This is a genomic window from Bacillus sp. FSL K6-3149, assembly GCF_038630515.1.
Classification (GTDB): Bacteria; Bacillota; Bacilli; order Bacillales; family Bacillaceae; genus Bacillus; species Bacillus pumilus.
This window is the reverse complement of record NZ_CP152034.1, coordinates 124,704-150,147: the sequence shown is the minus strand read 5'-3', so window position 1 is coordinate 150,147 and position 25,444 is coordinate 124,704. Positions and strand designations below refer to the sequence as shown.

Genomic DNA, 25,444 nt, shown 5'->3' with positions numbered 1-25,444 from the left:
AACATCATGAAATACAAAGGCTATTTAATTGATTTAGACGGAACCATGTATAAAGGAACAGAAAAGATCGAAGAAGCAGGTCAATTTGTTCAAAAGTTAAATGAGCTAAACATTCCCTACTTGTTTGTCACGAATAACTCGTCACGTACGCCAAAGCAGGTAGCAGAAAAACTTGTTTCATTCGATATCCCAGCAACAGAAGAACAAGTCTTTACAACAAGTATGGCAACAGCCAATTATATTGCCGAACAAAAGAAAGACGCGTCTGTTTACGTCATCGGTGAAGAAGGAATCAAGCAGGCCATTGAAGAAAAAGGGCTGACGTTTGGTCAGGAAGACGCTGATTTCGTTGTTGTTGGAATTGATCGCAGCATTACATATGAAAAATTCGCAGTCGGTGCGATTGCCATCCGTCAAGGCGCACAATTTGTCTCAACAAATGGAGACATTGCTATTCCAACCGAAAGAGGGCTTTTGCCAGGCAACGGCTCGTTAACATCTGTATTGACCGTGACTACTACAGTCCAGCCAACATTTATCGGGAAGCCAGAATCGATCATCATGGAACAAGCCATGCGAGTGCTCGGGACGGATGTGTCTGAGACGCTCATGGTAGGCGATAACTATGATACGGATATTATGGCAGGGATGAATGCAGGAATGGACACATTGCTCGTTCATACAGGCGTGACAACAAAAGAGCTGCTTCAGAAATATGACAAACAGCCAACCTATGTCATTGATTCATTATCTGAGTGGATTGAACGATTATCATAAAAAAAGAGGACAAGCGTTACGCGCGCGTCCTCTTTTTTGCTTTATTCCACATTTCTTGCACTATGTGCCAGCCTGCTTGATGCTGCAGCAGCAATGGCGCCGACAATGTCATCTAAAAAGGTGTGGCACTCCCCTGTGGATTTATCGTTGAGTGTCCCGAGAATTCCTGGTTTTTCTTTATCGATATATCCGTAATTCGTAAAGCCGATCGAACCATAAATATTGACGATAGCAAACGATAAAATTTCATCAACACCATACAGGCTTTCGTCTGTTTCTAGAATGGATTGAAGCGGCTCGGTCAGTTTTTTTTGCTCGGCGAGTACGTCTAGTTCGACGCCAGTTAATATCGCATTTTGGACTTCTCGTTTTGCGATGACACGCTCCACATTGTGGATGCATTCTGTCATGTCTAAGCCAGGATGATATTTTTCCTGTAAAAAGTAGACAAGGTCTGCTATATCTTGAATGGATACGCCTCGTTCTTGTAAACGGCGTCTTGCTGTTTTTTCTACTTCGTTCATCTCATGATGATGTGGCATATATTCCTCACCCAATCCTCGTAATTTGTCCACAACGTGTAAAAAGCTTCGGATAGTAAATAGTATTCATAAATCCCTCAACCTGCGACTACGATATGATAAGAGATCGATCATATGAACGCAGGTGAAAACATGAAAGAAACCATTTATCACACATTTGGTATTGATGTGCGTCAACTTATGCCATATGGCAGTTATCAGAGCTTTCAAACGTCGGAGGCTCTCTTTATCATTGTTCCTGTGTCTCATTTGCGAGAAGAAGAACTCACAGAGCTGTTTCATATCAGTCAGTATTTACTGAATGCCGGAGACCCATACGTCGCTGTGTTTGAATTAACAAATGAAGAGAAGTCCACCTTTACTCATGGAAAGGAGCTGTATGCTTTATTAAAGGCAGCACCGCCGATCTCGAGCCGCTCGTTTCAACAGGCGTCAGAGCTGGCGGCCTTTCATGTCAGGGGAAGAGGTTTTCCATATGAGGTGTCTGAAACAAAACGTGTGGGAGCGTGGAAGGAATTATGGGCAAAACGGCTAGATCAGCTTGAAGGCTTTTGGATGCAGCAAATGCACCAAAAACCACTGGAACGGTTTGAAAAAAAATTCATCGAATCCTTTCCGTATTATCTTGGATTAACGGAAAACGCCATTCAATATTTAGTGGATACTGAGCTGGATGATGAACCGAAAGAATGTGACTCAGGCACTGTCTGCCACCAGCGTTTTTCGCGAAGGACATGGCCGCATGAGCAGCCGCTTCGTTTACCTGTAGATTGGGTCTTTGATCATCCAACCCGGGATATTGCCGAATACTTAAGAGAAACCTTTGTCCAGCATAAGGAAGATTTAATTGAGGAGGGCTTCTCTTTTCTACAGCAATATGAGCAGGTGACACCACTTTCTTCCTTTTCTAAGCGTTTGTTATACAGCCGCCTGTTGTTCCCGCTTCATTACTTTGAAATTGTGGAAGGCTACTACATGTCGGGAGAAAATGAAAAATCATATTATGAAGAACGGCTAGATTACGTCTTAAATGATGCCAATCGCTATGAATACTTTCTAAAGGTCTTTCAAGAAATGAGTGCCATGCGAAGCGGCGGGAGCCTCATTCCACCTGTTGATTGGATCACAGGTCCACTGATTTGAAGTTTCAGTGAACAGATGAAACGTCTCTTTTCTCTTGAGGCGTTTTTCGTTATGCTTAAAGAAATCAATCAAAGGAGTGTTCTTCTTGACGAAACCTTATGTCTATATCACAAGAAAGCTGGATGAAGCATCACTTACACCACTAAAAGAAGTCGCTCATATCGATATGTGGCCAAGCGAAGATGAGCCATGTCCACGAGAAGAATTAGAAAAACAAGCAGCGAAAGCGGATGCGCTTCTCACCATGCTGTCAGATCAAGTAGATGAAGCCCTTTTATCAAAGGCTCCACATGTTAAGGTGATCGCAAACCTTGCTGTGGGTTATGACAATATTGATCTTGAAGCCGCTAATAAGCGCAACATCACCATTTGTCATACGCCTGATGTATTAACGGAATCCACGGCTGATTTAGCTTTTGCCCTTCTGATGGCGTCAGCTAGACGGATTGTCGAGGCGAGTGATTGGATTAAGGAAGGAAATTGGACAGGCTGGGGACCGCTTCTTCTTGCAGGAGCTGATGTTCATCACAAAACCCTTGGAATTGTCGGCATGGGCAGTATCGGAACAGCGCTTGCCAAGCGGGCAGCAGGCTTTGACATGAAGGTGCTGTACCATAACCGGTCAAGAAAGCCAGAGGCAGAAGCGCAGCTCGGCGTGACCTATGCGGCTTTTGAGGACTTGCTCACGCAGTCTGATTTCATCGTCTGCCTGACGCCGTTAACCCCAGAAACGAAAGACATGTTTAATGAAAAGGCATTTGATCTGATGAAGAACTCTGCTTATTTTATTAACGTATCAAGAGGACAGACTGTGGATGAGGATGCTTTATATGAGGCAGTCACGACAGGAAAAATTGCCGGCGCTGGTCTGGATGTATTTAGACAGGAGCCTGTCAGCCCATCTCATCCGTTAACAACATTACGTAACGTCACGGTTCTCCCTCATATTGGAAGTGCAAGTGTCGAAACGAGAAAAACGATGATGCGTTTATGTGCTGAGAATATTGCGCTTGTCCTACAAGGTCAGCAAGCCAAAACGCCGGTTCGTTCATCATTTCAGGCTCCCTGAGTTTCGGGAGCTTTTCTGACAAAAATATTTTGAAAATATAGAATCTTGATATAAATAGCTGTTAAGCGGTTTCATTCTAACAATCTCATATTTTATTACCTTGTCAAAATGAGGATACCCCTTTATAATGTGTGTACATTGAATGTCTGTGTTAGGTTAACAAATGTCTTTTTAGAGAGGACATTGACGGAGAAAGGTGGAATTTCAGGTGAAGGCAATTCGAGTTGGACTATTAGGATTAGGAACAGTGGGAAGCGGTGTCGTCAAGATTATCCAAGATCATCAGGATAAATTAATGCACCAGATCGGCTGTCCGGTATTAATACAAAAAGTGCTTGTGAGCAATCCCGATAAAAAGAGAGATGTGGATGTGGCAAGAGAAGTCTTCACAACTGAAGTATACGATGTGATTAGAGATCCAGAGGTCGACGTCATTATTGAAGTGATGGGCGGCATTGAAGAGACAAAACAATATTTAATAGATGCGTTAAATGAAAAGAAGCATGTCATTACCGCCAATAAAGATTTAATGGCACTTTACGGAACAGAGCTTTTACATGTGGCGAAAGAAAATGGCTGTGATCTTTATTATGAAGCAAGTGTCGCCGGAGGAATTCCGATTCTGCGTACGCTGGAGGAAGGATTGGCATCTGACCGAATTACGAAAATGATGGGAATTGTGAACGGCACAACCAATTTTATATTAACGAAAATGAACGTCGATAAAAGCGCATATGAGGATGTCTTAAAAGAAGCGCAGGATCTTGGCTTTGCAGAAGCAGACCCGACAGCTGATGTAGAAGGACTGGATGCAGCAAGGAAAATGGCGATTCTTGCAAGACTCGGTTTTTCCATGAATGTGGAATTAGACGATGTGAAGGTGAGAGGCATTTCTGACGTTTCTGATGAAGACATTAATTTCAGTAAACGATTTGGCTACACAATGAAGCTGATCGGAATTGCCCAGCGGGACGGAGAGAAAGTGGAAGTCAGTGTCCAGCCAACCTTACTCCCTGATCACCATCCGTTATCATCAGTCAACAATGAATTCAATGCGGTGTATGTCTATGGGAGTGCTGTAGGGGAAACGATGTTTTACGGACCTGGAGCTGGAAGTCTGCCAACGGCAACCGCTGTGGTATCAGACTTAGTCGCAGTCATGAAAAACATGCGCCTTGGCGTGAACGGAAGCGGATTTATCGCACCGGAGTTTGAGAAAAAGATCAAATCACCGTCGGAAGTATTTGCTCAGCAATTTTTAAGAATTCATGTTAGAGATCAAGTCGGGGCATTTTCCCGCATTACATCTATTTTTTCTGAAAGAGGCATCAGCTTTGAAAAGATCCTTCAGCTTCCTGTGAAAGGGCATGATGAGCTGGCTGAAATTGTGATTATTACACACCGGACCTCAGAAGAAGATTTCTCAAATATCCTGCAAAAATTAAACGATCTCGACGTGGTGGTTCAAGTGAAGAGCACGTACCGAGTAGAAGGGAACGGTTTAAGCTGATGAAGTGGAATGGACTTATTGAAGAATTCCAAGAATTCTTACCAGTAAACGAATCAACACCAAAACTAACATTAAATGAAGGGAATACACCGCTGATCCACCTTGCCAAGCTTTCGGAAAAGCTAGGGATTGAGCTTCATGTGAAAACAGAAGGCGTCAATCCAACAGGCTCTTTCAAGGACCGCGGGATGGTCATGGCTGTTGCAAAGGCAAAAGAAGAAGGCAATGATACGGTCATGTGTGCTTCGACAGGGAATACTTCTGCAGCGGCAGCGGCTTATGCTGCTCGTGCTGATATGAAATGTATCGTCATCATTCCAGACGGAAAAATTGCCTTTGGCAAGCTTGCACAGGCTGTGATGTACGGAGCAGAGATCATTGCAATTGACGGTAACTTTGATGATGCACTGAAAATCGTCCGCAGCATCTGTGAAAAATCGCCGATTGCCCTTGTTAACTCTGTCAATCCGTACCGAATTGAAGGACAAAAAACGGCGGCATTTGAAATCTGTGAGCAGCTAGGCTCGGCCCCGGACGTACTGGCGATTCCTGTTGGAAATGCGGGGAATATTACCGCCTACTGGAAAGGCTTCAAGGAATACCATGAGAAAAAAGGAACTGGACTGCCTGTTATGCGCGGCTTTGAAGCAGAAGGCGCAGCAGCGATCGTGCGAAATGAAGTGATTGAACAGCCAGAAACAGTGGCAACTGCCATCCGTATCGGAAATCCTGCAAGCTGGAAACAAGCTGTGGCAGCGGCAGATGAATCAAACGGAAAGATTGATGAAGTGACAGACGAAGAAATTCTTCATGCATATCAATTGATTGCTCGTGAAGAAGGTGTGTTTGCAGAGCCAGGCTCATGTGCGTCTATCGCAGGTGTGCTAAAGCAGGTGAAATCCGGAGAAATCAAGCCAGGCAGTAAAGTTGTTGCGGTATTAACAGGCAACGGATTGAAAGATCCGAATACGGCCATTGATATTTCACAAATTAAGCCGGTCACACTTGATGCAGATGAAGATCAAATTCTTGAACACTTAGAAAAGGCCGCGCGCGTATGAGTAAAGCCTCCATGCTTTTTTCAATCACAGTACCGGGAAGCACTGCCAATTTAGGACCAGGCTTTGATTCAGTTGGAATGGCGCTCAGCCGCTATTTAAAGCTATCGGTCTATGACCATGATAGCTGGCTGTTTGAAGCAGAATCAGATGTCGTGTCTGGAATTCCATCAGGCACCGACAACCTCATTTATCAAACAGCCAAAAAGGTCGCAGATCACTTTGGAAAAACACTCCCGCCTGTTTATGTCAAAGTGTGGAGTGATATTCCATTGGCACGGGGGCTGGGCAGCAGTGCTGCTGCAATTGTGGCAGCCATTGAGCTAGCCAATCAGCTTCTCGAATTAAATATGCCGGATGATCAAAAGCTCTTTTTTGCAAGTGAGGTAGAAGGTCATCCAGATAATGCGGGTGCTTCTTTATTCGGAGGTTTACTGATTGGTCTTCATGAAGAAGACAAGACACATGCTGTCAAAGTGAAGCATGTGGATATAGATGTTGTTGTCGTGATTCCTTTTTATGAAGTACTGACAAAGGATGCCCGTGATGTCCTGCCAGAGGATTTTTCCTATAAACATGCTGTCAGTGCGAGTGCTGTGAGCAACGTGCTTGTTGCCGCCTTAATGACGCAAAACTGGCCGCTTGTTGGAGAAATGATGAATAAGGATTTATTTCATCAGCCTTACCGCACAATGCTCGTCCCAGAGCTGTCGAAGGTAGAGCATGTCGCTTCGCTAAAAGGAGCGTATGGAACGGCATTAAGCGGTGCTGGTCCGACAATCTTAACCTTAGTTGAAAAAGGGAAGGGAGAAGCGCTGAAAAAGCAGCTTGCCCAAAACTTCCCGCATTGCGAAGTAGATTTGCTGACAGTACCAGTAGAAGGTGTTGTCGTGGAGCATGATCCAGTCAATCAAGTAAAGAACGTGCTGTAAAAATGCACGTTCCAGCGTGTAGGCAAACCCTCGCATTCGGTGTCAGTCCTGCGTGCTGGTGCTCACGAATATTAATTCGCTCCGCTCCAGTACTCGTCCTTCCTAGACTGCAAAGGTTTTCTATCACGCTGAAAAGAAGAAAAAGAGCTAAAATAAAGATCATTTTAGCCCTTTTTCAATAACCCGAGAACGTGCTGTAAAAATGCACGTTCTTTTTTTATTCTTGTTTTTATAAAATGAAGCAGGGATTATTATTTAGAGGATCGAACTATTTTTTATGCATAAAAGGAGGAGATACATTCATGAAGAAATTGATGACAGCAGAAGATTTAACGAAGATTGTTTCTGTTTCTCATCCGGTTTATTCACCAGATGGAAAAAAGGCGGTTTTTACAAAGGTCACGGTGAATGACAAAAAGGACGATTACAACATCCATTTATGGGTTCGAGATGAAGAGACAGAGGAGCTGTCACAATGGACATTTGAGGATGGAAAGCATCATCAGCCAGTGTGGTCAAAAGACAGCAGGCAGCTTGCGTTTATTTTGCAAAAGCCAAAGGAAGCTCCCCAGCTTGCACTGATTCAGAGCGAGGGAGGCGGTGTGCGTACCTTAACGTCGATTCCATACGGAGTATCTCATCCTGTCTTTTCACCAAATGGAGCTTTCATTTATGCGGCTGTGTCACTGAAACAAACAGAGTCTATACATGATGAAAAAAAGGAAGAGGGAGATGATTTCGCTCCTGCGGTATATGATGATTTAACCTATAAAGCAGATGGCAGAGGTTTTTTAGATGGGCGTTTTACGCAGATCATTCAAGTGGATGTTCATTCAGGAGAGATCGAGGCAGTTACGAGCGGACAGCATCATCATGTGAATCACACGCTCTCTCCGTGCGGGAAATGGCTTGCCTATATTCAATCAAATCCTCAGAAACCTTACATAAGTGACGTGTGCCTCCGATCATTAGAGGAAGGTACGACAAAGAAAATCACACAATCATCAGGCGCTTATTCCACCGTGTCTTTTGCTCCTAATGGAGAAAGCCTCGTGTATATCGGACATGAGCGAGAATTTCAAAATGCTACGTTCCCAGCATTATGGCTGTATGATCTGAAGGAGGGAAACGTCGTTCAGTTGTCAGAAATGCTCGATATGTATGTGGGCAACTGTATGGCAGGGGATAGTGTTATGGGCGAAGCCAATCAGCTTCCGCAGTGGACAAAGGATAGCCAAGGGTTTTATGCGCTTGTTTCTGATCAAGGCAGTACAGGGATTTATTATTTCTCTGTTGAAGGCTTAGCCTATCCTATTCGATTAGAGGCAGAACATATCACAAACTTCAGCCTTCATCCAGATGAATCCAAATTGCTGCTGAGCCGGCTGTCTTCCGTTTCTCCAAGTGAGCTGTATGAGCTGACATTAGGGGAGGCGGATCTAAAGCGAATCACGTTCGAGCATGATGAATTCCTCAAGGAGCATGTCCTATCGGTACCAGAGCCATTTTCATTTCAGTCAAAAGAAGGCGACGAGGTGCATGGCTGGTTTATGAAGCCATCCCAATTGGAAGAGGGGAAGACTTATCCGCTTATTTTAGAAATTCATGGCGGGCCGCATGCCATGTATGGTTATACGTATTTTCATGAATTTCAAATGCTTGCCGCGGAAGGCTATGCCATCGTATATATCAATCCTCATGGCAGTCATGGATACGGACAAATGTTTACCGACCGTGTGAGAGGGAGTTATGGTGACGTTGATTATGAGGATGTCATGCAGGCTGTTGATCATGTGCTGAAAGCCTATGATTTCCTTGATGAAACAAGACTTGGAGTGACAGGCGGCAGCTATGGCGGTTTTATGACCAACTGGATTGTCGGACAGACCGACCGTTTTCGCGCAGCCGTCACACAGCGGTCCATTTCAAACTGGATTAGCTTTTATGGCATCAGTGATATCGGTTATTATTTCACAAGGTGGCAGATGGATGGGGATATTTATGATTCAGCCGATAAGCTATGGGATCGTTCGCCGCTAAAGTATGTGAAGCAGGTAAATACGCCGCTTCTCATCCTACACAGCGACGAAGACTATCGCTGCCCAGTCGATCAAGCAGAACAGCTTTTTGTAGCACTGAAGGAGCTTGGGAAAGACACAAGGCTCGTCAAATTCCCGAAAGCATCTCATGATTTATCCAGAAGCGGCCATCCGGGGCAGCGTATTCAAAGACTGACCTTTATAAAGGATTGGTTTAGAGAGAAGCTAAGCTAATAATAAAAAAACGACCCAAATCGGGTCGTTTCAGCGTGATGACAAACCCTCGCATTCCGTGTCAGTCCTGCGTGCTGGTGCTCACGAATATCAATTCGCTCCGCGCCAGTACTCGTCCTTCCTAGAATTCAAGGGTTTTCATATCACGCTGAAAAAGGCTAATACTGAAAAAAACGACCCGAATTTGGGTCGTTTTCATGTCATATATGAATTAGAAAACCTGTTCAACTTCTACAACGCCAGGCACTTCTTCTAATAATGCGCGCTCAATACCGGCTTTCAATGTAATGGTTGAACTTGGGCAGCTGCCGCATGCACCAAGAAGACGCAATTTGACAATGCCATCTTCAATGTCTACAAGCTCACAGTCTCCACCATCACGTAATAGAAATGGACGAAGTTTGTCTAGTACTTCCTGTACTTGGTCTTTCATTTCGACTTCAGTCATTAGATACAATCGCTCCTTTCACAACATATCACCATTATATTCATCTGGACGATAAAAATCTATTGATTGGTTTCAAAGTTTCCTTCTCATTATAGCACAATCTCATCTTGAAACAAAAAGTGATTTTGACTTTTTTCATACAGAAAATTCAGCTAAAATAAAGAAAGAATAGGGGGCTTGTCAAATGAATCAAACCGTCGATCTTTATGTATATGGAAGAGATGTACTTTGCGCTAGCTGCGTGAATCTGCCTTCATCAAAAGACACATTTGAGTGGTTAGATGCAGCGTTAAAACGAAAATATCCAAATCAGCCGTTTCGCATCACATATATTGATATTGAGCACCCACCAGAAAACGAACACCAAAAGGAATTGTCTGAACGAATTCTTGATGATGAATTCTTTTATCCGCTTGTCTTAGTGGAGGATCAAATTGTCGGAGAGGGCAATCCAAAATTAAAAGACATTTATCAAGAAATGGAGAAATACGGTTACACGGAGAGCAGTGAATAAACTGTTCTTTTTTTGAGAAAATAATCGAACAAACGTTCCTTTTTAGGTTGAAAAAGAACGTTTGTTCGATTATAATGAAAGGAAAGGAGCGTGAGCATCATGAATTATTTACTGAAACAATCTCTTCAACAGCAAATACCAATTGAGATGATTTATATGAAGAAAAACGGAGAGTGCACGAAGCGTAAAATCATTGTCCACCGTCAAACAGACCAGCTCATCCAAGCGTATTGTTTATCGAAAAAGACGATGAGAACGTTTCGTAAAGACTGCATCCTTGCCCTTGCTCCGATCAAATGGACCCGTTCATCGGCACATGCCGTTTCATAGAAAAAAGCTCCCTCGACGAGAAGGAGCTTTGAGATAAAATTCACATGATGTTAGCCATTGTGATGCTTATACATCCAAAGGAGTCCGGATTTTAGAAGTCTTGGTACACGGCCAATAAGTGGACGATCTGCTACTAAGCCAAAGCCGGCTTTTTTCCCTAAAGAGCCTAAGACACCTTTTAGCTTAAACTGAGGATAAGCCTCAGGAAGCGGCTCGTTTTTCCAGCGTTTTTGCAGAGATTGGACAATTTGTTCTGCCTGCGCCTCGGCAAGCTGTGCACTTGGGGCATGCGGAAGACTTGCGCAATCACCCACGACATAGACGTGCTCATTTTCAGGGAGATTGTGATGAGGTGTTAATACGACGCGGCCTTGTACGTCCTTTTCAACATCCATCTCCCGTACCACTTTGCTTGGCTGAATGCCTGCTGTCCATACGATTACCTCTGCTTCAATGGCGTCATCATGGTTGTAAACAACACCTTCTTCAACCTTCGTAATATTGGCACAGTTAATGATCTTTACGTCATTTTCTTCAAACCACTTTTGCACATATAAACTTAATCTTTTTGGGAAGCTTGATAGAATCAGCTCTCCGCGGTCAAAAAGAATAATGTTTAAATCAGCACGGCTTTCTCTTAATTCACTGGCTAGCTCTACCCCGCTAAGTCCAGCACCGACGATACCAACCGTTGCACCTGCACCCAAATTGTTTAATTTGTTATACGTATGTCTTGACTGATCAATGGTTTGAATGCTGTATGTATGTTCTTTCGCACCAGGGACATTATGATACTTGTCCTCACAGCCGAGTCCAATCACCGTGTCGTCATAAGGAATGGGTTCACGGTCGCTGAATAAGATCTGTTTGTTTTCAATATCAATTTTTTCTACTTCCCCATATTGAATATCCAGCTTCGGATGCTCTGGAAAAGATACTCGAATGTGATGATCAGAGATCGTTCCAGCAGCGAGTGCATAATATTCTGTTTTTAAACAGTGGTAAGGATTTCGATCAATTAATGTGATAGTAACATCATCAGGTAATTGATTTGGCAATAAGCGGTGGAGAACCCGCATATTCCCGTAACCTCCGCCGATCAAGACTAAATTTTTCATGACGATTCTCCTTTTCCCCGTAGACATTGAAAAACACTTATACTAAAAAACTTTAAGTTAAAATACCAAATAAAATTATATCGAATTTACTGTGAAACCACAATAATTGTTTCAAAATAACCTACATATTCATTAGTTAGTCCTAAATAGTAAAACATTTTATGAGGAATAGGCGTAACGATACAGGTGAAGCTCATGTTTTGACTAATAGAAGGAATTTCGGTAGGATGGTAAAGCAATGTGAGGTGAAGCAAAGTGTTCCCACTGATCGAATTTTGTGTAAGTAATCTTGCGCAAGGGTCTCAAGAAGCAAAAGAGAAGCTTGATAAAGACCCAAACCTAGACGTTATGGAATACGGCTGTTTAAGCTATTGCGGCAAATGTATGGACTCCCCATTTGCACTCGTGAATGGAGAATTTGTTTCCGGAGAAAATGCAGAGCAGCTAGTTGAGCGTATTTATGCTTTTATAGAGGAAAATGAGATGTTTTAAATGCACCACATGGGTCATGAGGTGCATTTTTTTCATATTTTAAGTTTCCATTTTTAAGGAGAATGAATAGAAAGCGCATCCAATATGTTATGCTAATAAAATATCATTAAAATGAAGCATCACACGAGAGAAAATGAGGCATATGCATAATAAAAGCCCCTTGCCATGGCAGCAAAGAGCTTTTATGTATGAAAAACGGGGGATGATAAGATTGTCTCCTGAATCGACTCCTTTTATACTATAAAGAAACAACATTTTTGGAGGAAGCTCATGACATCATTTCAATTCACGAAAATGCACGGATTAGGAAATAATTATATATACGTCAATCAGATGAAGGAACAGCTTCCAGAAGAGCAGCTATCAGAGATAGCGATCCAGGTTTCTTCTGTTTATACAGGAATCGGTTCAGACGGAATGATCCTTATTTGTCCATCAGATGCTGCACCTGTGAAAATGCGCATTTTCAACAATGATGGTTCAGAGGGGAAAAACTGCGGTAACGGTCTGCGCTGTGTGGCTAAATATGTGTATGAGCATCAAATCGTAACAGACACAACGTTCCAGATTGAGACATTGTCAGGACTCGTTGAAGCGACCGTTCATGTGCAGGATGGTCACGTACATTTAGTGACAGTAGATATGGGAAAGCCTCGTTTTGAAAAAGAAGCGATGCCGATGCTTGGCGAACCAGCAAGCACAACGATTAATGAACCGCTTGATTTTGGCACGACGACCTTAAATGGAACGGCTGTTTCAATGGGAAATCCGCACATCGTTTTTTATCTGGAGGACATTGAAAAGGCACCGCTTGATACAATTGGGCCAATCATCGAAAAACACGACATGTTCCCGGAAGGCGTCAATGTAGAATTTGTAGAAGTGGTCAGTGAAACAGAACTGCATTTTCGTGTGTGGGAAAGAGGGTCTGGTATTACTCAAGCCTGCGGAACGGGAGCTTGCGCGGCTGCCGTATCCACGATTGTGAATGGACAGGCGAAAAAAGAAACGGACATGACGGTTCACTTAGCAGGCGGAGATCTCATCATTCGCTGGAAAGACAACGACCATGTGCTCATGACAGGGCCTGCTGAAACGATTTGTGACGGCACATTTTATCTGTAAACCATTTATTTGAGAAAAGGCACCATCAGGTTTATAATTGAAAAGAAACATCCAGTCAAAAGGAGGGATGATCATGAGTACACCAGTAACCATTACAGAAGCTGCTGCACTGCAGATTAAAGATATGATGAAAGAGCATGAAGAAGAAAATGCGTTCCTACGAGTTGGCGTAAAAGGCGGCGGCTGTAGCGGTCTTTCATACGGAATGGGCTTTGACCATGAAGTTTCAGAGAAAGACACGCAGTTCGAACAGCAAGGCATCCAGGTCCTTGTCGACTCCGAAAGCCTTGATATCATGAACGGCACTATCATTGATTTCAAACAATCACTAATGGGCGGCGGTTTCACTATTGATAATCCGAACGCGATTGCTTCATGCGGATGCGGTTCTTCTTTCAGAACAGCGACAAATACCGGTACGCCGGAAGAGTGTTAAGGTTAGTAACAATTAATTTTGTAAATCCATATTGAATATTTAAAACCTCCTCAAATTGGTTATGATTCGAGGAGGTTTTTTTGTATTGTATTAAAGATGTGAAAAGGGGAGATAACTTAAATCACTCAGCACCGTCTTTTTTTTGTATGGTATTTAAGTATAAAAAAGTTCGCAATTTCTTAATATTTCATCTGTACCAAGTAAGGTGGCTTCTTCTATTCCTATATTATTTTTTCTCATAAAAGATTGTACAGCTTGATAGCCTACTGCATAGCCTGCAAAGGGTGATAATCCGACAGGCTGAAAGCCTTGTTCTTTTGCAATGATATCACCAAACATATAACTGCTGACCTCAGCAAACCCTTTTGTATGTAAAGCCTCTTTTATCACTTCTTTTGAATAGTCTAATTCCTCTTTATCAAAAGAAGTGACCCAAGGTCCTAACACATGTTCACCATAAAGCTCTTTTACAAATGATTCAGCTAAACCCTCTATAATTAAATAATCTCCAACCGTGACGTTTCCGTAATCCCATTCAAAATGTGAAAAACGGATATTATGATGGAATTCATGTGCAATGAGAGCAGGAATTCTAGGGATATTATATGAATTTGGATATAGTGATACTTGAATAAATCCAGGAATTCCCCCAAAGCCACAATATCCTTTTTGCAGTTCAAGCTTTTTCGGATCAGCTATATATAGACCAAATCTCAACTCATCAGCATTTATTTGAAGGTTGTGCTTTTCTATGAAATCCATACAATGGTTTAAGGTGATATCTGCTGTTTGAAGAGCCTGAATTTCTCGTAGTCTCTTCAATGCCTGTTGTCCAGTTTGTGTATCTGTTACATCAAGATAGCCAAGCATCTTGGTTGCCATTATTACATCATATCCATTTTGGTGTTTAGCTTTTAGCGGAACGTTAATCATATTCCACATCTTTTCAAAAGGTTTCATCATGGTGTGTTGGAAAAAACGTTCTTTATTGTGTTTCGTTGAGAATAATTTTTCGTATTGATCGATTGTATTCTCAATCATAATTTTCATAGCTGTTCCCTCTTTTATGAAGAGTAGTAAAGACTTTCATCGCTTCGCTCATAAATGATGCCAAGCCCTCACCATATTGATCTATATTCTTTGTGAAACGTTCATCTTGAATATAGAGTTGGCCTAAACCGTAAAAAGCATCAAGAGAGTAATAACTAAAGTTTTTGTTTAAAAAGTCGTACCATTGTTTGATTACGATTTGCACCTCTTTGGATTTAGGGGAATGATTGCGAAGAGAGGCTAGTTTATTAAATATGCTATCCCAGCTATCAGATAATTCAATTTGTTCATCTTTAGACAAATGATTTAGTTTTGAGCTGACTTGATCAACAGTTTCATTTCCCCAACGGTGACGAGCTTCTTCTCCATATTGACTAAATTTCATATTCATATTCTCGAACCTTTCTTTATGGGTGTAGAGAGATTCTCCCATCAAATGCTGTAGCGTCTTATCAATATTTTCGATCATTTTATCAAATTTATCTCGTTTCTCTATTAACATTTTTCTTTGTAAAATAAATGCTTCTTTCTTCTCAAATGAAGGATTATGCATCATCTTTTTTATTTCCTTCAATGGAAATCCAAGTTCTCTGAAAAATAATATCTGCTGTAATGTTTCAAGGTTTTCTTCTGAATAGAGTCGATAACGATTATCTGTGACTTCTTTCGGAATCAATAAGCCAATCTGATCGTAATGATGAAGTGTCCGAATACTAATACCAAACAATTCAGCTACTTCTTTTACTTTCATTTCAATTCACCTCTCTTGATATCACTATAAAATATGACGTTACGTGAGGGTCAATAGAAAAAGGATTGATGAATGGAAAATTTGTTATTAAAATAACCTGATTAATTTTGGGGATTTCACTTAATCTAAGCCTATTAAAATAATGACATGATTGGAAATGACTAAGTGGAACAGCATGTGATGTTAAAGGTGGAGAAGAAATTTAAAAAAAGACACTCATCCAGTGTCTCTTTCTCATATTGCTTCTTCTATTTTCAACAGCTCTTTATCCAAGACATCCACCAGCTCTTGGGTGCTAAACATATAGATCACCACTTCTTTATTGCCATCTTCCACATGGACTTCAATCACAATTTTAATATTTGCTGGTTTTTCATGATACATTACTTCAAAAGTACCCACTTTTTTCGTTTCATTGTTTTTATTCATTTTTTGGACTTTAGAGAGTATCTGTTTGATTTCTTGATCACTCAAACCAGAATCTAAAACGGAAGTGGACACACGCTTTAAAAAAGGTTCTAGTTGATCAACATCAATATTCAGTCCTGCTGCGAACTGCGCATAATGTTTGTTATAGTCTTTTGCAAACAGCTCAACTGAGCCACCAATCATCAGTAACAAGATCAAACTGATCATGAAACGCTTTAACATTTTTCCACCTATCCTTCATTATGATCTTCTTCTTTTCCTATATCGGTTGATCAGATAAAACCTTCATTCTCTCTTCAACAATTTATAAATCGCTCAATTTTGTTACAGCTTGCTCTCACAACTGGCTATTTCCACCCGAAAAGAGTATCATGAGAACCAAACATAAACTGTAGGTAGAAAAGAGGTTGCTGAGGTTTGAGTGAACAAATCAATTGCAGGAACTGTCATGAACTGATTCCGTATCGTTCTAAAACGTGTCCAGCTTGCGGGATTGAGAAGCCGCTTCCGAAAAAGGAACGTGTAAAAGATCGGGTGATTTTGGTTGTGGCAGGGATTGTTGTGGTGCTGCTTGCTGCAATGGTACTTGGAATGGCGAATGCCTATATTGGGATTTTTAAATAAACGAAAAAGGAGTTCCGCTAGTGGGAACTCCTTTTTTTGATTTCGCTTATTTGTTTTCAAATAAGCTTGTGGAATGAAGAGGCTGTACACGGGCTTTCGGGTCCATGTAGGCTTTCGCATTGTTGACAGCCGTTGGTGCTTCACCAAATCCGCTGGCAATCAATTTGACTTTTCCTTCATACGTACAAATGTCTCCTGCCGCATAGAAGCCTTCAATGTTTGTTTCCATTGTGGATTTCACGACGATCGAGTTCTTTTCGATTTCAAGACCCCATTGCTTAATTGGTCCAAGAGAGGAAACAAAACCGAAGTTGACGATCACGTCGTCCACATCAAGCACTTGTTTTTTGTCGCCTTTGACTTCTTCTAGCACAATCTGTTCAATGCGGTCTTCACCAATGAGCTCGGTTGGGACAAATGGCGTCACGACATTGACTTTCGAATTGTGCAGGTTTTCTACACTGTGCTCATGTGCACGGAATTTATCGCGGCGGTGAATAATGGAAACCTCTTTTGCGATAGGTTCAAGCATCAGTGCCCAGTCCACCGCAGAGTCTCCGCCGCCAAGAACAGCGACACGTCTGCCAGCAAATTGATTCAAATCATTAATGAAGTAATGCAGGTTGCTTCCTTCAAATGATTCTGCTGCATCTAGTTCAAGCTTTCTCGGTTGGAATGCACCGTTACCAGCTGTGATGATGATCGTTTTAGAATAATGAACCTCTTGATTTGTCACAAGTTTAAAGATACCATCTGCCTGTTTTTCAACCGTTTCAACTGCTTGCTCTAAGCAAATGGTTTGATCAAATTTATCCATTTGTTCCTTTAAGTTATCAATTAATTCTTGTGCGCGGATTTTTGGAAAACCAGCCACATCATAAATGTATTTTTCAGGGTAAAGAGCGGATAATTGACCGCCGAGCTGAGGAAGGCTTTCAATGATTTTCACACTTGCCTGTCTCATGCCACCGTAAAACGCAGTAAACAATCCTACTGGGCCGCCCCCGATAACGGTAATGTCATATACCTTAGAATCTTCTTGCATTCCTTTAATCCTCCCAAATGAAAATTGTTATCACTATATCATATCATACCACACATCGTCGTTTGACTTGTTTTGAAAAACTTGTCGTTTTTTGATGCCGAAGCTTTGAAAAAGAGGAAAAAGTGAGAAAGACCGTTTATCATAAGGATTTTCAGTTTAAAGCCTTGAAAATTGGATCAGAACTCGCTATTATTGTTAAGGGAACTAAATATTAATTTTTTATGAATTTTTGTCGGATACGGTCAAATGCTTTCGTTTTATGTAGGTGAAAGTTCAGATTTTCACATACTTATTTTTTGTTTAAATTTCATAAAATGCCGCAAAGCGGTTGAGAATAACGATATGTAATTCTTTATCCGTTTTACAGCAAATTTAAAAAAGGTGGATGTGATTCCAGTGAATAAACCGAAAATCGTTGTATTAGGTGCAGGTTATGGCGGATTAATGACTGTAACAAGATTAACAAAACAGCTTGGCACAAATGATGCGGACATTACTCTTGTGAACAAGCATAATTATCATTACGAAACAACATGGTTACATGAAGCAAGTGCAGGTACACTTCATCATGACCGCTGTCGTTATCAAATCAAAGATGTGATTAACAGTTCCCGTGTCAACTTTGTACAAGCAACAGTTGAAAGCATTAATAAGGAAGAGAAGAAAGTCGTGACATCAGATGGCGAACTTTCTTACGACTACCTTGTTGTTGCGCTTGGTGCTGTTCCTGAAACATTTGGTATTGCAGGACTGAAAGAATATGCATTCTCAATCTCTAACATCAACTCTGCTCGTCAGCTTCGTGAGCATATTGAGCTTCAATTTGCGACGTATAATACGGAAGCTGAAAAACGTCCAGAGCGCTTGACAATCGTTGTCGGCGGTGCGGGCTTCACAGGTATTGAGTTCCTTGGTGAGCTTGGAAACCGTGTGCCTGAGCTTTGCAAAGAGTATGATATTGATCAAAAAGATGTGCGCATCATCTGTGTAGAAGCTGCACCAACAGCTCTTCCAGGATTCGATCCTGCATTGATCGACTATGCAATGAACTACCTTCAAGGTAAAGGCGTTGAGTTCAAAATTGGTACAGCGATCAAAGAATGTACGCCTGAAGGCATCATTGTTGGAAAAGACGATGATACTGAAGAAATCAAAGCTGAAACTGTTGTTTGGGCTGCTGGTGTACGCGGTAACCCAATCGTTGAAGAAGCTGGATTTGAAAACATGCGCGGCCGCGTAAAAGTATCTCCAGATCTTCGTGTACCAGAAAATGATGATGTATTCATCATCGGTGACTGTTCATTGATCATCAATGAAGAAATCAACCGTCCATACCCACCAACTGCACAAATCGCAATGCAGCAAGGTGAAACAGTAGCGAAAAACCTTGCCGCACTAGTGAAAGGTGGTTCTCTTGAAAGCTTTAAGCCAGACATCAAAGGAACAGTTGCTTCTCTTGGTGAACACGACGCTGTAGGTGTTGCGTTTGGTAAAAAACTTCAAGGAACAAAAGCTTCAGCAATGAAGAAAATCATCGACAACCGTTCTTTATTCATGGTTGGCGGACCAGGACTTGTTCTGAAAAAAGGAAAATTCAAGTTCTTCTAAACCGATATAGACAAAAACGTGTATCCTCGTGATACACGTTTTTTTTGACATATTTTCTTACTTGGTTATCGGCAGTAAAGTATGGTATGATAAATTATCAGAAAATTTAGATTAAGGGAGTGAGCAATATGAATGCACATACAAAAGAAAAGAAGTCCACCTGTCAATATTGTTCGGGGAAAGGATATTTTCAGCTATTGCTCGGCGGATCTGAAACATGTGAGGAATGTAAAGGGACAGGAAAGAAGCTTTAATCCATCTGCTTTTTCCATTGATTGACTTCATCTCTATTTCCAAGTTAAACTAATGATGGGATATTTGGGGGTGGAGATGAAGTGATCAGTTTACCAGTCGTTATTATTTCCGTTATTTTATTTTTCGTGTTATTCTTCGGCATTGGCTTTTTGCTCAATATGCTGCTGAGAATGTCATGGATTATGGCTATTTTATATCCAATTGTATGCCTTTTCATTATCAACAATCAAAAGATGATCGCTTATGTCAGAGAACCGGGCATCGCTTTTTCAGGAATAGGGGACCGCATTGTCTCTCTCGCAGCGGCTGATATCATTATTTTGTTAAGCGGTCTGATTGGTGCAATTGCATCAGGTTTTGTCATTAATGCACTTCGAAAAAGAGGGTATCAAATGTTTTAACTCACTTGTAGATAGGCAAGTGGGTTTTTTGTTTCTCCTTTGCATAGTTTCCATTTTGTTTGGAAACAAATAGATGGGTAGAGGAGTGACAAATAAAGATGAAAACATGGATGAAACGATTGTTCATGACAGCCCTTTTTATGCTTGCTCTTTTGACAAGCTTTACGGGCATATCTGGAGTTGAACCAAGTGATGTAGCTGCCTGGGTGAAAGAGACTGATCCTGGCAAGCAAGTATCTTCTTTTTTCCAACAGCAAAAAAGAGAAACGATGGCACTCAAAAGTGATGACTTGCGGGCTATATCTCTCGAAGAAGCGTTCAATTGGAACGATTACCCGAAGCAAAAGGTTGTCGCCACAGGCTATACAGCAGGTGTGGAATCAACAGGTAAAACGAAGGAACACCATGCATATGGCATTACATATTCAGGCGTCAAAGTGAAACGTGATTTATATTCAACTGTGGCTGCGGACCCATCAGTCTTTCCGATTGGAACGGTGCTCTTTATCCCAAACTATGGCTACGGAGTGGTCGCAGATACGGGAAAAGCCATTAAAGGTCATAAGCTTGATTTATACTATGAAACAGTAGATGATGTGTATAGAGAATGGGGTAAAAAAGTGCTCGATGTGTATATCATCAAAAAGGGCGAAGGAACGTTAACGGAAAAAGACTTAAACCAGCTTAATGAAGCAAAATCAATGCAAGTATTCCGTCAGCAGTTTCAAGCCAATAAAGAATAAAAAAGCTTTGGACAAGTTTGAGGTCCAAAGCTTTTTTCGCTTCTACATGAAGTAATAATCTAAGATAAGTGTCAGCAAGATCCCTGTTAAGCCGCCAAAGAAAACTTCAATCGGCTTATGACCAAGAAGCTCTTTCAATTTCTTTTGCTTTTCTTTTTCTTCCGCACTCGGGAAATTCTTTGCTTCAGAAACAAATCGGTTAAAATCTGTTACCAGCTTGTTCAGTACAGTTGCCTGTTCTCCTGCCTGTCTGCGCACACCTGTTGCATCAAACATGGTAATAATCGCAAAGATGGCGGAAATCGCAAAGATTGATGTATTTAGCCCGTGCTCTAAAGCCACTGCTGTTGAGAGTGCTGTTACGGCTGCGGAGTGTGAACTTGGCATTCCGCCTGTGCTTGTAATGAGCGACCAATCTAGTCGTCTAGAAATGATAAATTGAATCGGTACTTTTACAAATTGAGCAAAAAAGATGGCTGCAAGGCTGGCAAGCAGCGGAAAATTCGTCAGTACGCTCATGAACAAGAAACATCCTCTCTGTAAGAAAAAATATCGTGCAAAATGGTGGACTGTGTACCCTAGTATGATGAAAAAATGATAGCAGATTCAAATGCTGCCAAGTCCATGTTCAATTATAACATTAAAGAAAGTAGATGTGGAACGAGGAGACGCGGACGGGCTGTACAAGTTTTCATCGCTTTTTCATGATGCCCTTCCGCGTGTGAAAATATAAATGTTCATCAAGTAAAGACAGACTGGCAATGATCGTATAGACCCGCAAATTTTGATATAATAGAAGTTCCAATGTGAAAAATGGAGTTCATTGAAGGAGCGTGTGATAAATATGTTTTTCTCGACAAATGAATGGCAACATAAAGATACACTGGCGATCGGACTTTTTCAAAAGAGCCAATTATCAGGAAAAGCAAAAGAAATGGATGAATTACTTGAAGGACGAATCACTGAATTATTAAAAGAAGGCGATATTTCATCTAAACGAAATCAGCTTTCGAAGTTTTTCCCATCCCCTGAAACAGGCATCAAACGCATTTATTTTGTCGGGCTTGGGAAGGAATCAGATTACACGTTTGAAGAGGCAAAAGAAGGATTTGCCCATTTATTTAAAAAGCTTCATCAAGATAAAAAGCAAGCGGTTTCGGTCTTGCTGGACACGTTTATTGGAAAGGATCTACCTGCCCAAGATGCAGCCCATGCCCTTTCTGAAAGCTGCCTTTTAGCTACATATGAATTACAAGATTTTAAACATAAAACAAATGAGCCGGATCGCTTCATCGAATTTGTTTATGCAATGACGGATCATGATACGACTGAAATTCAGGCTAGTCTGAAAGTGGGCGAGGTCTACGGACAGTCCGTCAATTCGGCTCGTACCCTTGTGAATATGCCGCCGAATATGCTCACATCCTCTGATCTGGCTTCGTACGCGGCAGAGCTTGCGTATAAATACGAATTTGAGATTGAAATTTTAGATAAAGAACAAATGGAAGAGCTCGGGATGGGCGGGATTCTAGCTGTCAATAGAGGCTCAACAGAACCACCAAAGCTCATCGTTCTGAAATATCAAGGCAAGGAAGAATGGACGGACGTGATTGGGCTTGTCGGTAAAGGCATCACATATGATACTGGTGGCTATTCGTTAAAGCCAAGAGCCAGTATGGTTGGGATGAAAACTGATATGGGCGGCTCAGCCTCTGTTTTAGGCGCTATGGAAATCATCGGTGAGCTGCGCCCAGAGCAAAATGTCATTGCTGTTATTGCTTCGACAGACAATATGATCTCGGCTGATGCGATGAAGCCGGATGACGTCATTGTGTCGCTTAGCGGTAAAACAATCGAAGTGCTGAATACGGATGCAGAAGGCCGTCTTGTTTTAGCAGATGGGGTGACATATGCGAAGCAGCACGATGCCTCTGTTCTTATAGACGTGGCGACATTAACAGGCGGAGTCATTGTGGCACTTGGAAATGAGACAACAGGCGTCATGACGAATAACGATGAACTGTATGCCCAGTTTAAAGAGGCATCAGAAGAATGCGGTGAAATGATTTGGCAGCTGCCAATCACTGAAAAAGATAAAAAGCGCGTACGAAACAGCAAAATGGCTGATCTCAATAACTCACCAGGCCGCGATGGTCATGCGATCATGGCAGGAGCTTTCATCGGTGAGTTTGCTGAGGATACGCCTTGGGTTCACTTGGATATTGCAGGAACAGCCACAACAGAAAAGCCTTCATGCTTTGGACCAACGGGGGCGACAGGTGTGATGGTACGGTCATTGGCCACATTTGTGGAACGATTTGAAGGAAAGAAATAAAGGATGAGGCTCTGCCAAATGGCAGGGCCTTTTTTATGTAGGTCAAACGCCATTTGACGTAGTATTTTTTCTATGGTAACATACGTTGGTACTTTAATTATCTACTACATTAGTAAACTAAAGGATTTCGGGGGTTTCACCATGAATGCAGTTGTTTTAGCGGTTGTTTTAATGTTGATATTAAGCTTGCTGCGGGTCAATGTGGTCATTGCCCTCGCACTTGGTGCTTTAGCTGGCGGACTTGCAGGTGGATTAGGCCTGGGAGGAACAGTGGAAGCCTTTACTGACGGGCTCGGAGGAAATGCGACAGTGGCAATTAGTTATGCGCTTTTAGGGGCATTTGCTGCGGCGCTGACAAAAACGGGTCTTCCAGATGCCATGGTTGAAGGAGCAGTGAAGCTTTTAGGAAAAGAAGGCGACTCAAGAAGAAAAACATTATCAAAAGTACTGATCATTCTTGTGATTTTGATCGTATCTTGTTTTTCACAAAACGTCGTTCCTGTTCACATTGCCTTTATTCCGGTCTTAATTCCGCCATTATTAAAAGTGTTTAACGAGCTTCAAATTGACCGTAGACTGCTAGCGTGTGTCATGACCTTCGGACTCACTGCACCATATATTTTACTTCCAGTCGGTTTTGGACAGATTTTCCACGGAATGCTCCGTGACAATATGAAGGATGCAGGTCTAGCTGTGAATTTAGCAGATATTCCATATGCCATGCTGATCCCTGTTGGGGGGATGGTGCTAGGATTGATTGTCTCTCTTTTCATGTATCGTAAGCCAAAAGTATATGAGGATCGCGATATTACAGATATAGAGAAATCAGCCTATACGACAAAAAGTCTATTCTTTGCCGGTCTTGCCATTCTCGTGTCATTGATTGTCCAGCTTTATCTGTCTCAAAGCCTTGGCGTGGAAGGGATGATCTTCGGTGCACTCGCAGGACTGCTTGTCTTGTTTGTGACCGGAATGATGAAACGCGATGAAGCAGATCAACTGATTACATCTGGCATGAACATGATGGCATTTATCGGTTTTGTCATGCTTGTTGCGGCTGGATTTGCCAACGTTTTAACCAAAACAGGAGACATTGAAACGCTTGTTAAAGCATCTTCACAATTTATCGGCAACAGCCAGAGTCTCGCGGCCATTTTAATGCTGCTTGTGGGTCTGCTTGTGACAATGGGGATCGGATCATCATTTGCCACGATTCCTATTATTACGACCATCTTTGTTCCACTTTGTTTACACCTTGGATTTAGTCCAATGGCGACCATTGCCATTATTGGTTCAGCTGCGGCTGTTGGTGATGCAGGTTCACCTGCAAGTGACAGTACGCTTGGACCGACATCTGGATTGAACATGGATGGACAGCATCACCACATTTGGGGTACATGTGTCCCGACTTTTATCTATTATAATATCCCACTTGTTCTATTCGGCTGGCTTGCAGCGATTATCCTGTAAGATGAAAAGCTTGTAGAGAAAACGATGATGTTTTTTCTATAAGCTTTTTTGTTGTTCACAAGCGAAAAAATAATTAGGACTAAAGTATGAATTAAATGAATCTTTCTTCCTCTATCTTACGTATATATGCTGATAAAAACGAAAAGGGGAAGATGAGAGATGTCATTTTTTAAAAAGCTAGCGGCAAGTGCAGGGATTGGTGCGGCAAAGGTAGATACCATTTTGGAGAAAAACACTTATTATCCTGGACAAGAGGTAAGGGGAACTGTCCATGCAAAAGGCGGGAAAATCTCTCAGGACATCCGCTATATCAATGTCAAGATTCAAACACAGTATGTGATTGTGAAAGATGATGAAGAGCATAGAAAATATGTGAATATCTTTACTTTACGGGTGACGGATTCTTTTATCATCCAGCCTGGCGAAAAGCATGAATTTCCGTTTTCATTTATTCTTCCTATCGATACCCCGATGACGATCGGAAAAGTAGAAATTGCAGTAATGACAGACCTTGATATCCAAGGAGGAATCGATAAATCTGACTATGACCGCATTTTCGTTGAAGCACATCCTTGGGTGAGAAATGTACTGGAGGCCACTAGAAATCTTGGCTTCCACTTGAACGAAGCAGACTGCGAACAAGCACCTTACTTCCAGCGTCGTCTGCCATTTGTTCAAGAATTCGAGTTTATTCCGACATCAGATGACTATCGTTATATGCTTGATGAATTAGAGCTGATTTTTCTGATAGATGAAGGCGGATTAGACATTGTTTTCGAAGTTGACCGCAGAGCAAGAGGACTCAGAGGGTGGCTTGAGGAGATGTATCATGATGGAGAACAGCTTGTGCGCTACCGCTTCAGTCCATCAGACCTTGAAGATGTAGAAGTGCTTGAAGGGATGCTAGAAGGAATCATCGACCAATACGCTGAATAAATGATGAAAAAAGAGCCTAAATGAAGATAG

27 protein-coding genes and 1 pseudogene are annotated in these 25,444 nt (G+C 41.8%); 20 read left to right on the top strand and 8 right to left on the bottom strand.

The window, feature by feature from the left end:
• The first annotated feature begins 3 nt into the window (after window positions 1-3).
• A complete protein-coding gene (locus MHB83_RS00835; RefSeq protein ID WP_137054515.1) occupies window positions 4-777 on the top strand; it encodes a TIGR01457 family HAD-type hydrolase in 774 nt (257 codons plus the stop codon).
• Between the two features lie 41 nt (window positions 778-818).
• Here MHB83_RS00835 and MHB83_RS00830 read toward each other — a convergent pair whose 3' ends face one another.
• Window positions 819-1,319: a phosphatidylglycerophosphatase A gene (locus MHB83_RS00830; RefSeq protein ID WP_106066291.1), complete on the bottom strand. Its 501-nt coding sequence runs from the start codon at window positions 1,317-1,319 to the stop codon at window positions 819-821.
• Window positions 1,320-1,433: 114 nt separating this feature from the next.
• Here MHB83_RS00830 and yutH point away from each other — a divergent pair, with 114 nt between their 5' ends.
• From yutH to MHB83_RS00800, 6 genes are all read left to right on the top strand, one after another.
• Complete coding sequence (yutH, locus tag MHB83_RS00825) at window positions 1,434-2,462, top strand: spore coat putative kinase YutH (RefSeq protein WP_342496552.1); 1,029 nt, start codon at window positions 1,434-1,436, stop codon at window positions 2,460-2,462.
• Between the two features lie 85 nt (window positions 2,463-2,547).
• The gene (locus MHB83_RS00820) at window positions 2,548-3,531 is read left to right on the top strand and encodes a D-glycerate dehydrogenase (RefSeq protein ID WP_342496551.1); all 984 of its coding nucleotides are present in this window, start codon (window positions 2,548-2,550) and stop codon (window positions 3,529-3,531) included.
• A gap of 208 nt (window positions 3,532-3,739) precedes the next feature.
• Window positions 3,740-5,041: a homoserine dehydrogenase gene (locus MHB83_RS00815; protein ID WP_003213524.1), complete on the top strand. Its 1,302-nt coding sequence runs from the start codon at window positions 3,740-3,742 to the stop codon at window positions 5,039-5,041.
• Window positions 5,041-6,102 carry a threonine synthase gene (gene thrC / locus MHB83_RS00810; protein WP_044140848.1) on the top strand — a complete coding sequence of 354 codons (1,062 nt, stop codon included), beginning with the start codon at window positions 5,041-5,043 and terminating at the stop codon, window positions 6,100-6,102. The genes MHB83_RS00815 and thrC overlap by 1 nt, the downstream gene beginning before the upstream one ends.
• On the top strand, window positions 6,099-7,031 hold the full coding sequence (gene thrB, locus MHB83_RS00805; RefSeq protein ID WP_034620114.1) for a homoserine kinase: 933 nt from the start codon (window positions 6,099-6,101) through the stop codon (window positions 7,029-7,031). The genes thrC and thrB overlap by 4 nt, the downstream gene beginning before the upstream one ends.
• A 302-nt stretch (window positions 7,032-7,333) precedes the next feature.
• Complete coding sequence (locus tag MHB83_RS00800) at window positions 7,334-9,304, top strand: S9 family peptidase (RefSeq protein WP_342496550.1); 1,971 nt, start codon at window positions 7,334-7,336, stop codon at window positions 9,302-9,304.
• Window positions 9,305-9,515: 211 nt separating this feature from the next.
• Here the strand turns inward: MHB83_RS00800 and MHB83_RS00795 are convergent.
• Window positions 9,516-9,815, bottom strand: a pseudogene (locus tag MHB83_RS00795) (NifU family protein).
• 121 nt (window positions 9,816-9,936) lie between these two features.
• Between MHB83_RS00795 and MHB83_RS00790 the strand changes: the two are divergent.
• Both MHB83_RS00790 and MHB83_RS00785 read left to right on the top strand, forming a co-directional pair.
• On the top strand, window positions 9,937-10,266 hold the full coding sequence (locus tag MHB83_RS00790) for a YuzD family protein (RefSeq protein WP_003212989.1): 330 nt from the start codon (window positions 9,937-9,939) through the stop codon (window positions 10,264-10,266).
• A gap of 99 nt (window positions 10,267-10,365) precedes the next feature.
• Window positions 10,366-10,596, top strand: a complete 231-nt coding sequence (locus MHB83_RS00785; RefSeq protein ID WP_003213664.1) for a hypothetical protein — start codon at window positions 10,366-10,368, stop codon at window positions 10,594-10,596.
• Window positions 10,597-10,646: 50 nt separating this feature from the next.
• Here the strand turns inward: MHB83_RS00785 and MHB83_RS00780 are convergent, their stop codons facing one another.
• Window positions 10,647-11,714: an NAD(P)/FAD-dependent oxidoreductase gene (locus tag MHB83_RS00780; protein WP_050944064.1), complete on the bottom strand. Its 1,068-nt coding sequence runs from the start codon at window positions 11,712-11,714 to the stop codon at window positions 10,647-10,649.
• A 255-nt stretch (window positions 11,715-11,969) separates the two neighbouring features.
• On the opposite strand from MHB83_RS00780, the gene MHB83_RS00775 reads away from it, so the two are divergent.
• From MHB83_RS00775 to erpA, 3 genes are all read left to right on the top strand, one after another.
• Window positions 11,970-12,206, top strand: coding sequence for a YuzB family protein (locus tag MHB83_RS00775; RefSeq protein WP_003213414.1), 237 nt, complete (start codon window positions 11,970-11,972; stop codon window positions 12,204-12,206).
• A gap of 270 nt (window positions 12,207-12,476) precedes the next feature.
• Window positions 12,477-13,331, top strand: coding sequence for a diaminopimelate epimerase (gene dapF / locus MHB83_RS00770; protein WP_342496549.1), 855 nt, complete (start codon window positions 12,477-12,479; stop codon window positions 13,329-13,331).
• A 73-nt stretch (window positions 13,332-13,404) separates the two neighbouring features.
• Window positions 13,405-13,767: an iron-sulfur cluster insertion protein ErpA gene (gene erpA / locus MHB83_RS00765; RefSeq protein WP_012011138.1), complete on the top strand. Its 363-nt coding sequence runs from the start codon at window positions 13,405-13,407 to the stop codon at window positions 13,765-13,767.
• A gap of 153 nt (window positions 13,768-13,920) precedes the next feature.
• On the opposite strand, the gene MHB83_RS00760 is transcribed toward erpA, so the two are convergent.
• The 3 genes from MHB83_RS00760 to MHB83_RS00750 all read right to left on the bottom strand — a co-directional run bounded on the left by MHB83_RS00760 (window position 13,921) and on the right by MHB83_RS00750 (window position 16,219).
• Window positions 13,921-14,817 (bottom strand): DUF2268 domain-containing protein, encoded by an 897-nt coding sequence (locus MHB83_RS00760; protein ID WP_342496548.1) that lies wholly within the window; start codon window positions 14,815-14,817, stop codon window positions 13,921-13,923.
• Window positions 14,801-15,568 carry a MerR family transcriptional regulator gene (locus tag MHB83_RS00755; RefSeq protein ID WP_199852783.1) on the bottom strand — a complete coding sequence of 256 codons (768 nt, stop codon included), beginning with the start codon at window positions 15,566-15,568 and terminating at the stop codon, window positions 14,801-14,803. The genes MHB83_RS00760 and MHB83_RS00755 overlap by 17 nt, the downstream gene beginning before the upstream one ends.
• Window positions 15,569-15,802: 234 nt before the next feature.
• Window positions 15,803-16,219 (bottom strand): hypothetical protein, encoded by a 417-nt coding sequence (locus tag MHB83_RS00750; protein ID WP_284907307.1) that lies wholly within the window; start codon window positions 16,217-16,219, stop codon window positions 15,803-15,805.
• Window positions 16,220-16,414: 195 nt separating this feature from the next.
• Between MHB83_RS00750 and MHB83_RS00745 the strand changes: the two genes are divergently transcribed.
• The gene (locus MHB83_RS00745) at window positions 16,415-16,621 is read left to right on the top strand and encodes a hypothetical protein (protein ID WP_044140840.1); all 207 of its coding nucleotides are present in this window, start codon (window positions 16,415-16,417) and stop codon (window positions 16,619-16,621) included.
• A gap of 46 nt (window positions 16,622-16,667) precedes the next feature.
• Here MHB83_RS00745 and yumC read toward each other — a convergent pair whose 3' ends face one another.
• The gene (gene yumC / locus MHB83_RS00740; RefSeq protein ID WP_003212844.1) at window positions 16,668-17,666 is read right to left on the bottom strand and encodes a ferredoxin--NADP reductase 2; all 999 of its coding nucleotides are present in this window, start codon (window positions 17,664-17,666) and stop codon (window positions 16,668-16,670) included.
• A gap of 390 nt (window positions 17,667-18,056) precedes the next feature.
• On the opposite strand from yumC, the gene MHB83_RS00735 reads away from it, so the two are divergent.
• The 4 genes from MHB83_RS00735 to MHB83_RS00720 all read left to right on the top strand — a co-directional run bounded on the left by MHB83_RS00735 (window position 18,057) and on the right by MHB83_RS00720 (window position 20,673).
• Window positions 18,057-19,274 (top strand): NAD(P)/FAD-dependent oxidoreductase, encoded by a 1,218-nt coding sequence (locus MHB83_RS00735; protein ID WP_161792789.1) that lies wholly within the window; start codon window positions 18,057-18,059, stop codon window positions 19,272-19,274.
• A 128-nt stretch (window positions 19,275-19,402) separates the two neighbouring features.
• Window positions 19,403-19,528, top strand: coding sequence for a YuiA family protein (locus MHB83_RS00730; protein WP_157957789.1), 126 nt, complete (start codon window positions 19,403-19,405; stop codon window positions 19,526-19,528).
• Between the two features lie 81 nt (window positions 19,529-19,609).
• Entirely contained in the window at window positions 19,610-19,930 is a 321-nt protein-coding gene (locus MHB83_RS00725) for a YuiB family protein (protein ID WP_003212933.1), read from the top strand.
• Window positions 19,931-20,028: 98 nt separating this feature from the next.
• The gene (locus MHB83_RS00720; protein WP_003212854.1) at window positions 20,029-20,673 is read left to right on the top strand and encodes a 3D domain-containing protein; all 645 of its coding nucleotides are present in this window, start codon (window positions 20,029-20,031) and stop codon (window positions 20,671-20,673) included.
• Window positions 20,674-20,715: 42 nt separating this feature from the next.
• On the opposite strand, the gene MHB83_RS00715 is transcribed toward MHB83_RS00720, so the two are convergent.
• A complete protein-coding gene (locus MHB83_RS00715) occupies window positions 20,716-21,192 on the bottom strand; it encodes a divergent PAP2 family protein (RefSeq protein WP_003212726.1) in 477 nt (158 codons plus the stop codon).
• Between the two features lie 325 nt (window positions 21,193-21,517).
• On the opposite strand from MHB83_RS00715, the gene MHB83_RS00710 reads away from it, so the two are divergent.
• The 3 genes from MHB83_RS00710 to MHB83_RS00700 all read left to right on the top strand — a co-directional run bounded on the left by MHB83_RS00710 (window position 21,518) and on the right by MHB83_RS00700 (window position 25,414).
• Window positions 21,518-23,008, top strand: a complete 1,491-nt coding sequence (locus tag MHB83_RS00710; protein ID WP_253622270.1) for a leucyl aminopeptidase — start codon at window positions 21,518-21,520, stop codon at window positions 23,006-23,008.
• A gap of 141 nt (window positions 23,009-23,149) precedes the next feature.
• Window positions 23,150-24,478: a Na+/H+ antiporter family protein gene (locus tag MHB83_RS00705; protein ID WP_253622271.1), complete on the top strand. Its 1,329-nt coding sequence runs from the start codon at window positions 23,150-23,152 to the stop codon at window positions 24,476-24,478.
• A gap of 159 nt (window positions 24,479-24,637) precedes the next feature.
• Window positions 24,638-25,414, top strand: a complete 777-nt coding sequence (locus MHB83_RS00700) for a sporulation protein (protein ID WP_137054456.1) — start codon at window positions 24,638-24,640, stop codon at window positions 25,412-25,414.
• The last annotated feature ends 30 nt before the right edge of the window (window positions 25,415-25,444 follow it).

What these genes read in the sequence shown, in the direction of transcription:
- MHB83_RS00830 (WP_106066291.1), bottom strand. Translation starts at nt 1,319, where the DNA reads ATGCCACATCATCATGAGATGAACGAAGTAGAAAAAACAGCAAGACGC.
- yutH (WP_342496552.1), top strand. Translation starts at nt 1,434, where the DNA reads ATGAACGCAGGTGAAAACATGAAAGAAACCATTTATCACACATTTGGT.
- thrC (WP_044140848.1), top strand. Translation starts at nt 5,041, where the DNA reads ATGAAGTGGAATGGACTTATTGAAGAATTCCAAGAATTCTTACCAGTA.
- thrB (WP_034620114.1), top strand. Translation starts at nt 6,099, where the DNA reads ATGAGTAAAGCCTCCATGCTTTTTTCAATCACAGTACCGGGAAGCACT.
- MHB83_RS00800 (WP_342496550.1), top strand. Translation starts at nt 7,334, where the DNA reads ATGAAGAAATTGATGACAGCAGAAGATTTAACGAAGATTGTTTCTGTT.
- MHB83_RS00790 (WP_003212989.1), top strand. Translation starts at nt 9,937, where the DNA reads ATGAATCAAACCGTCGATCTTTATGTATATGGAAGAGATGTACTTTGC.
- MHB83_RS00785 (WP_003213664.1), top strand. Translation starts at nt 10,366, where the DNA reads ATGAATTATTTACTGAAACAATCTCTTCAACAGCAAATACCAATTGAG.
- MHB83_RS00780 (WP_050944064.1), bottom strand. Translation starts at nt 11,714, where the DNA reads ATGAAAAATTTAGTCTTGATCGGCGGAGGTTACGGGAATATGCGGGTT.
- dapF (WP_342496549.1), top strand. Translation starts at nt 12,477, where the DNA reads ATGACATCATTTCAATTCACGAAAATGCACGGATTAGGAAATAATTAT.
- erpA (WP_012011138.1), top strand. Translation starts at nt 13,405, where the DNA reads ATGAGTACACCAGTAACCATTACAGAAGCTGCTGCACTGCAGATTAAA.
- MHB83_RS00760 (WP_342496548.1), bottom strand. Translation starts at nt 14,817, where the DNA reads ATGAAAATTATGATTGAGAATACAATCGATCAATACGAAAAATTATTC.
- MHB83_RS00755 (WP_199852783.1), bottom strand. Translation starts at nt 15,568, where the DNA reads ATGAAAGTAAAAGAAGTAGCTGAATTGTTTGGTATTAGTATTCGGACA.
- MHB83_RS00750 (WP_284907307.1), bottom strand. Translation starts at nt 16,219, where the DNA reads ATGTTAAAGCGTTTCATGATCAGTTTGATCTTGTTACTGATGATTGGT.
- yumC (WP_003212844.1), bottom strand. Translation starts at nt 17,666, where the DNA reads ATGCAAGAAGATTCTAAGGTATATGACATTACCGTTATCGGGGGCGGC.
- MHB83_RS00730 (WP_157957789.1), top strand. Translation starts at nt 19,403, where the DNA reads ATGAATGCACATACAAAAGAAAAGAAGTCCACCTGTCAATATTGTTCG.
- MHB83_RS00720 (WP_003212854.1), top strand. Translation starts at nt 20,029, where the DNA reads ATGAAAACATGGATGAAACGATTGTTCATGACAGCCCTTTTTATGCTT.
- MHB83_RS00715 (WP_003212726.1), bottom strand. Translation starts at nt 21,192, where the DNA reads ATGAGCGTACTGACGAATTTTCCGCTGCTTGCCAGCCTTGCAGCCATC.
- MHB83_RS00710 (WP_253622270.1), top strand. Translation starts at nt 21,518, where the DNA reads ATGTTTTTCTCGACAAATGAATGGCAACATAAAGATACACTGGCGATC.
- MHB83_RS00705 (WP_253622271.1), top strand. Translation starts at nt 23,150, where the DNA reads ATGAATGCAGTTGTTTTAGCGGTTGTTTTAATGTTGATATTAAGCTTG.
- MHB83_RS00700 (WP_137054456.1), top strand. Translation starts at nt 24,638, where the DNA reads ATGTCATTTTTTAAAAAGCTAGCGGCAAGTGCAGGGATTGGTGCGGCA.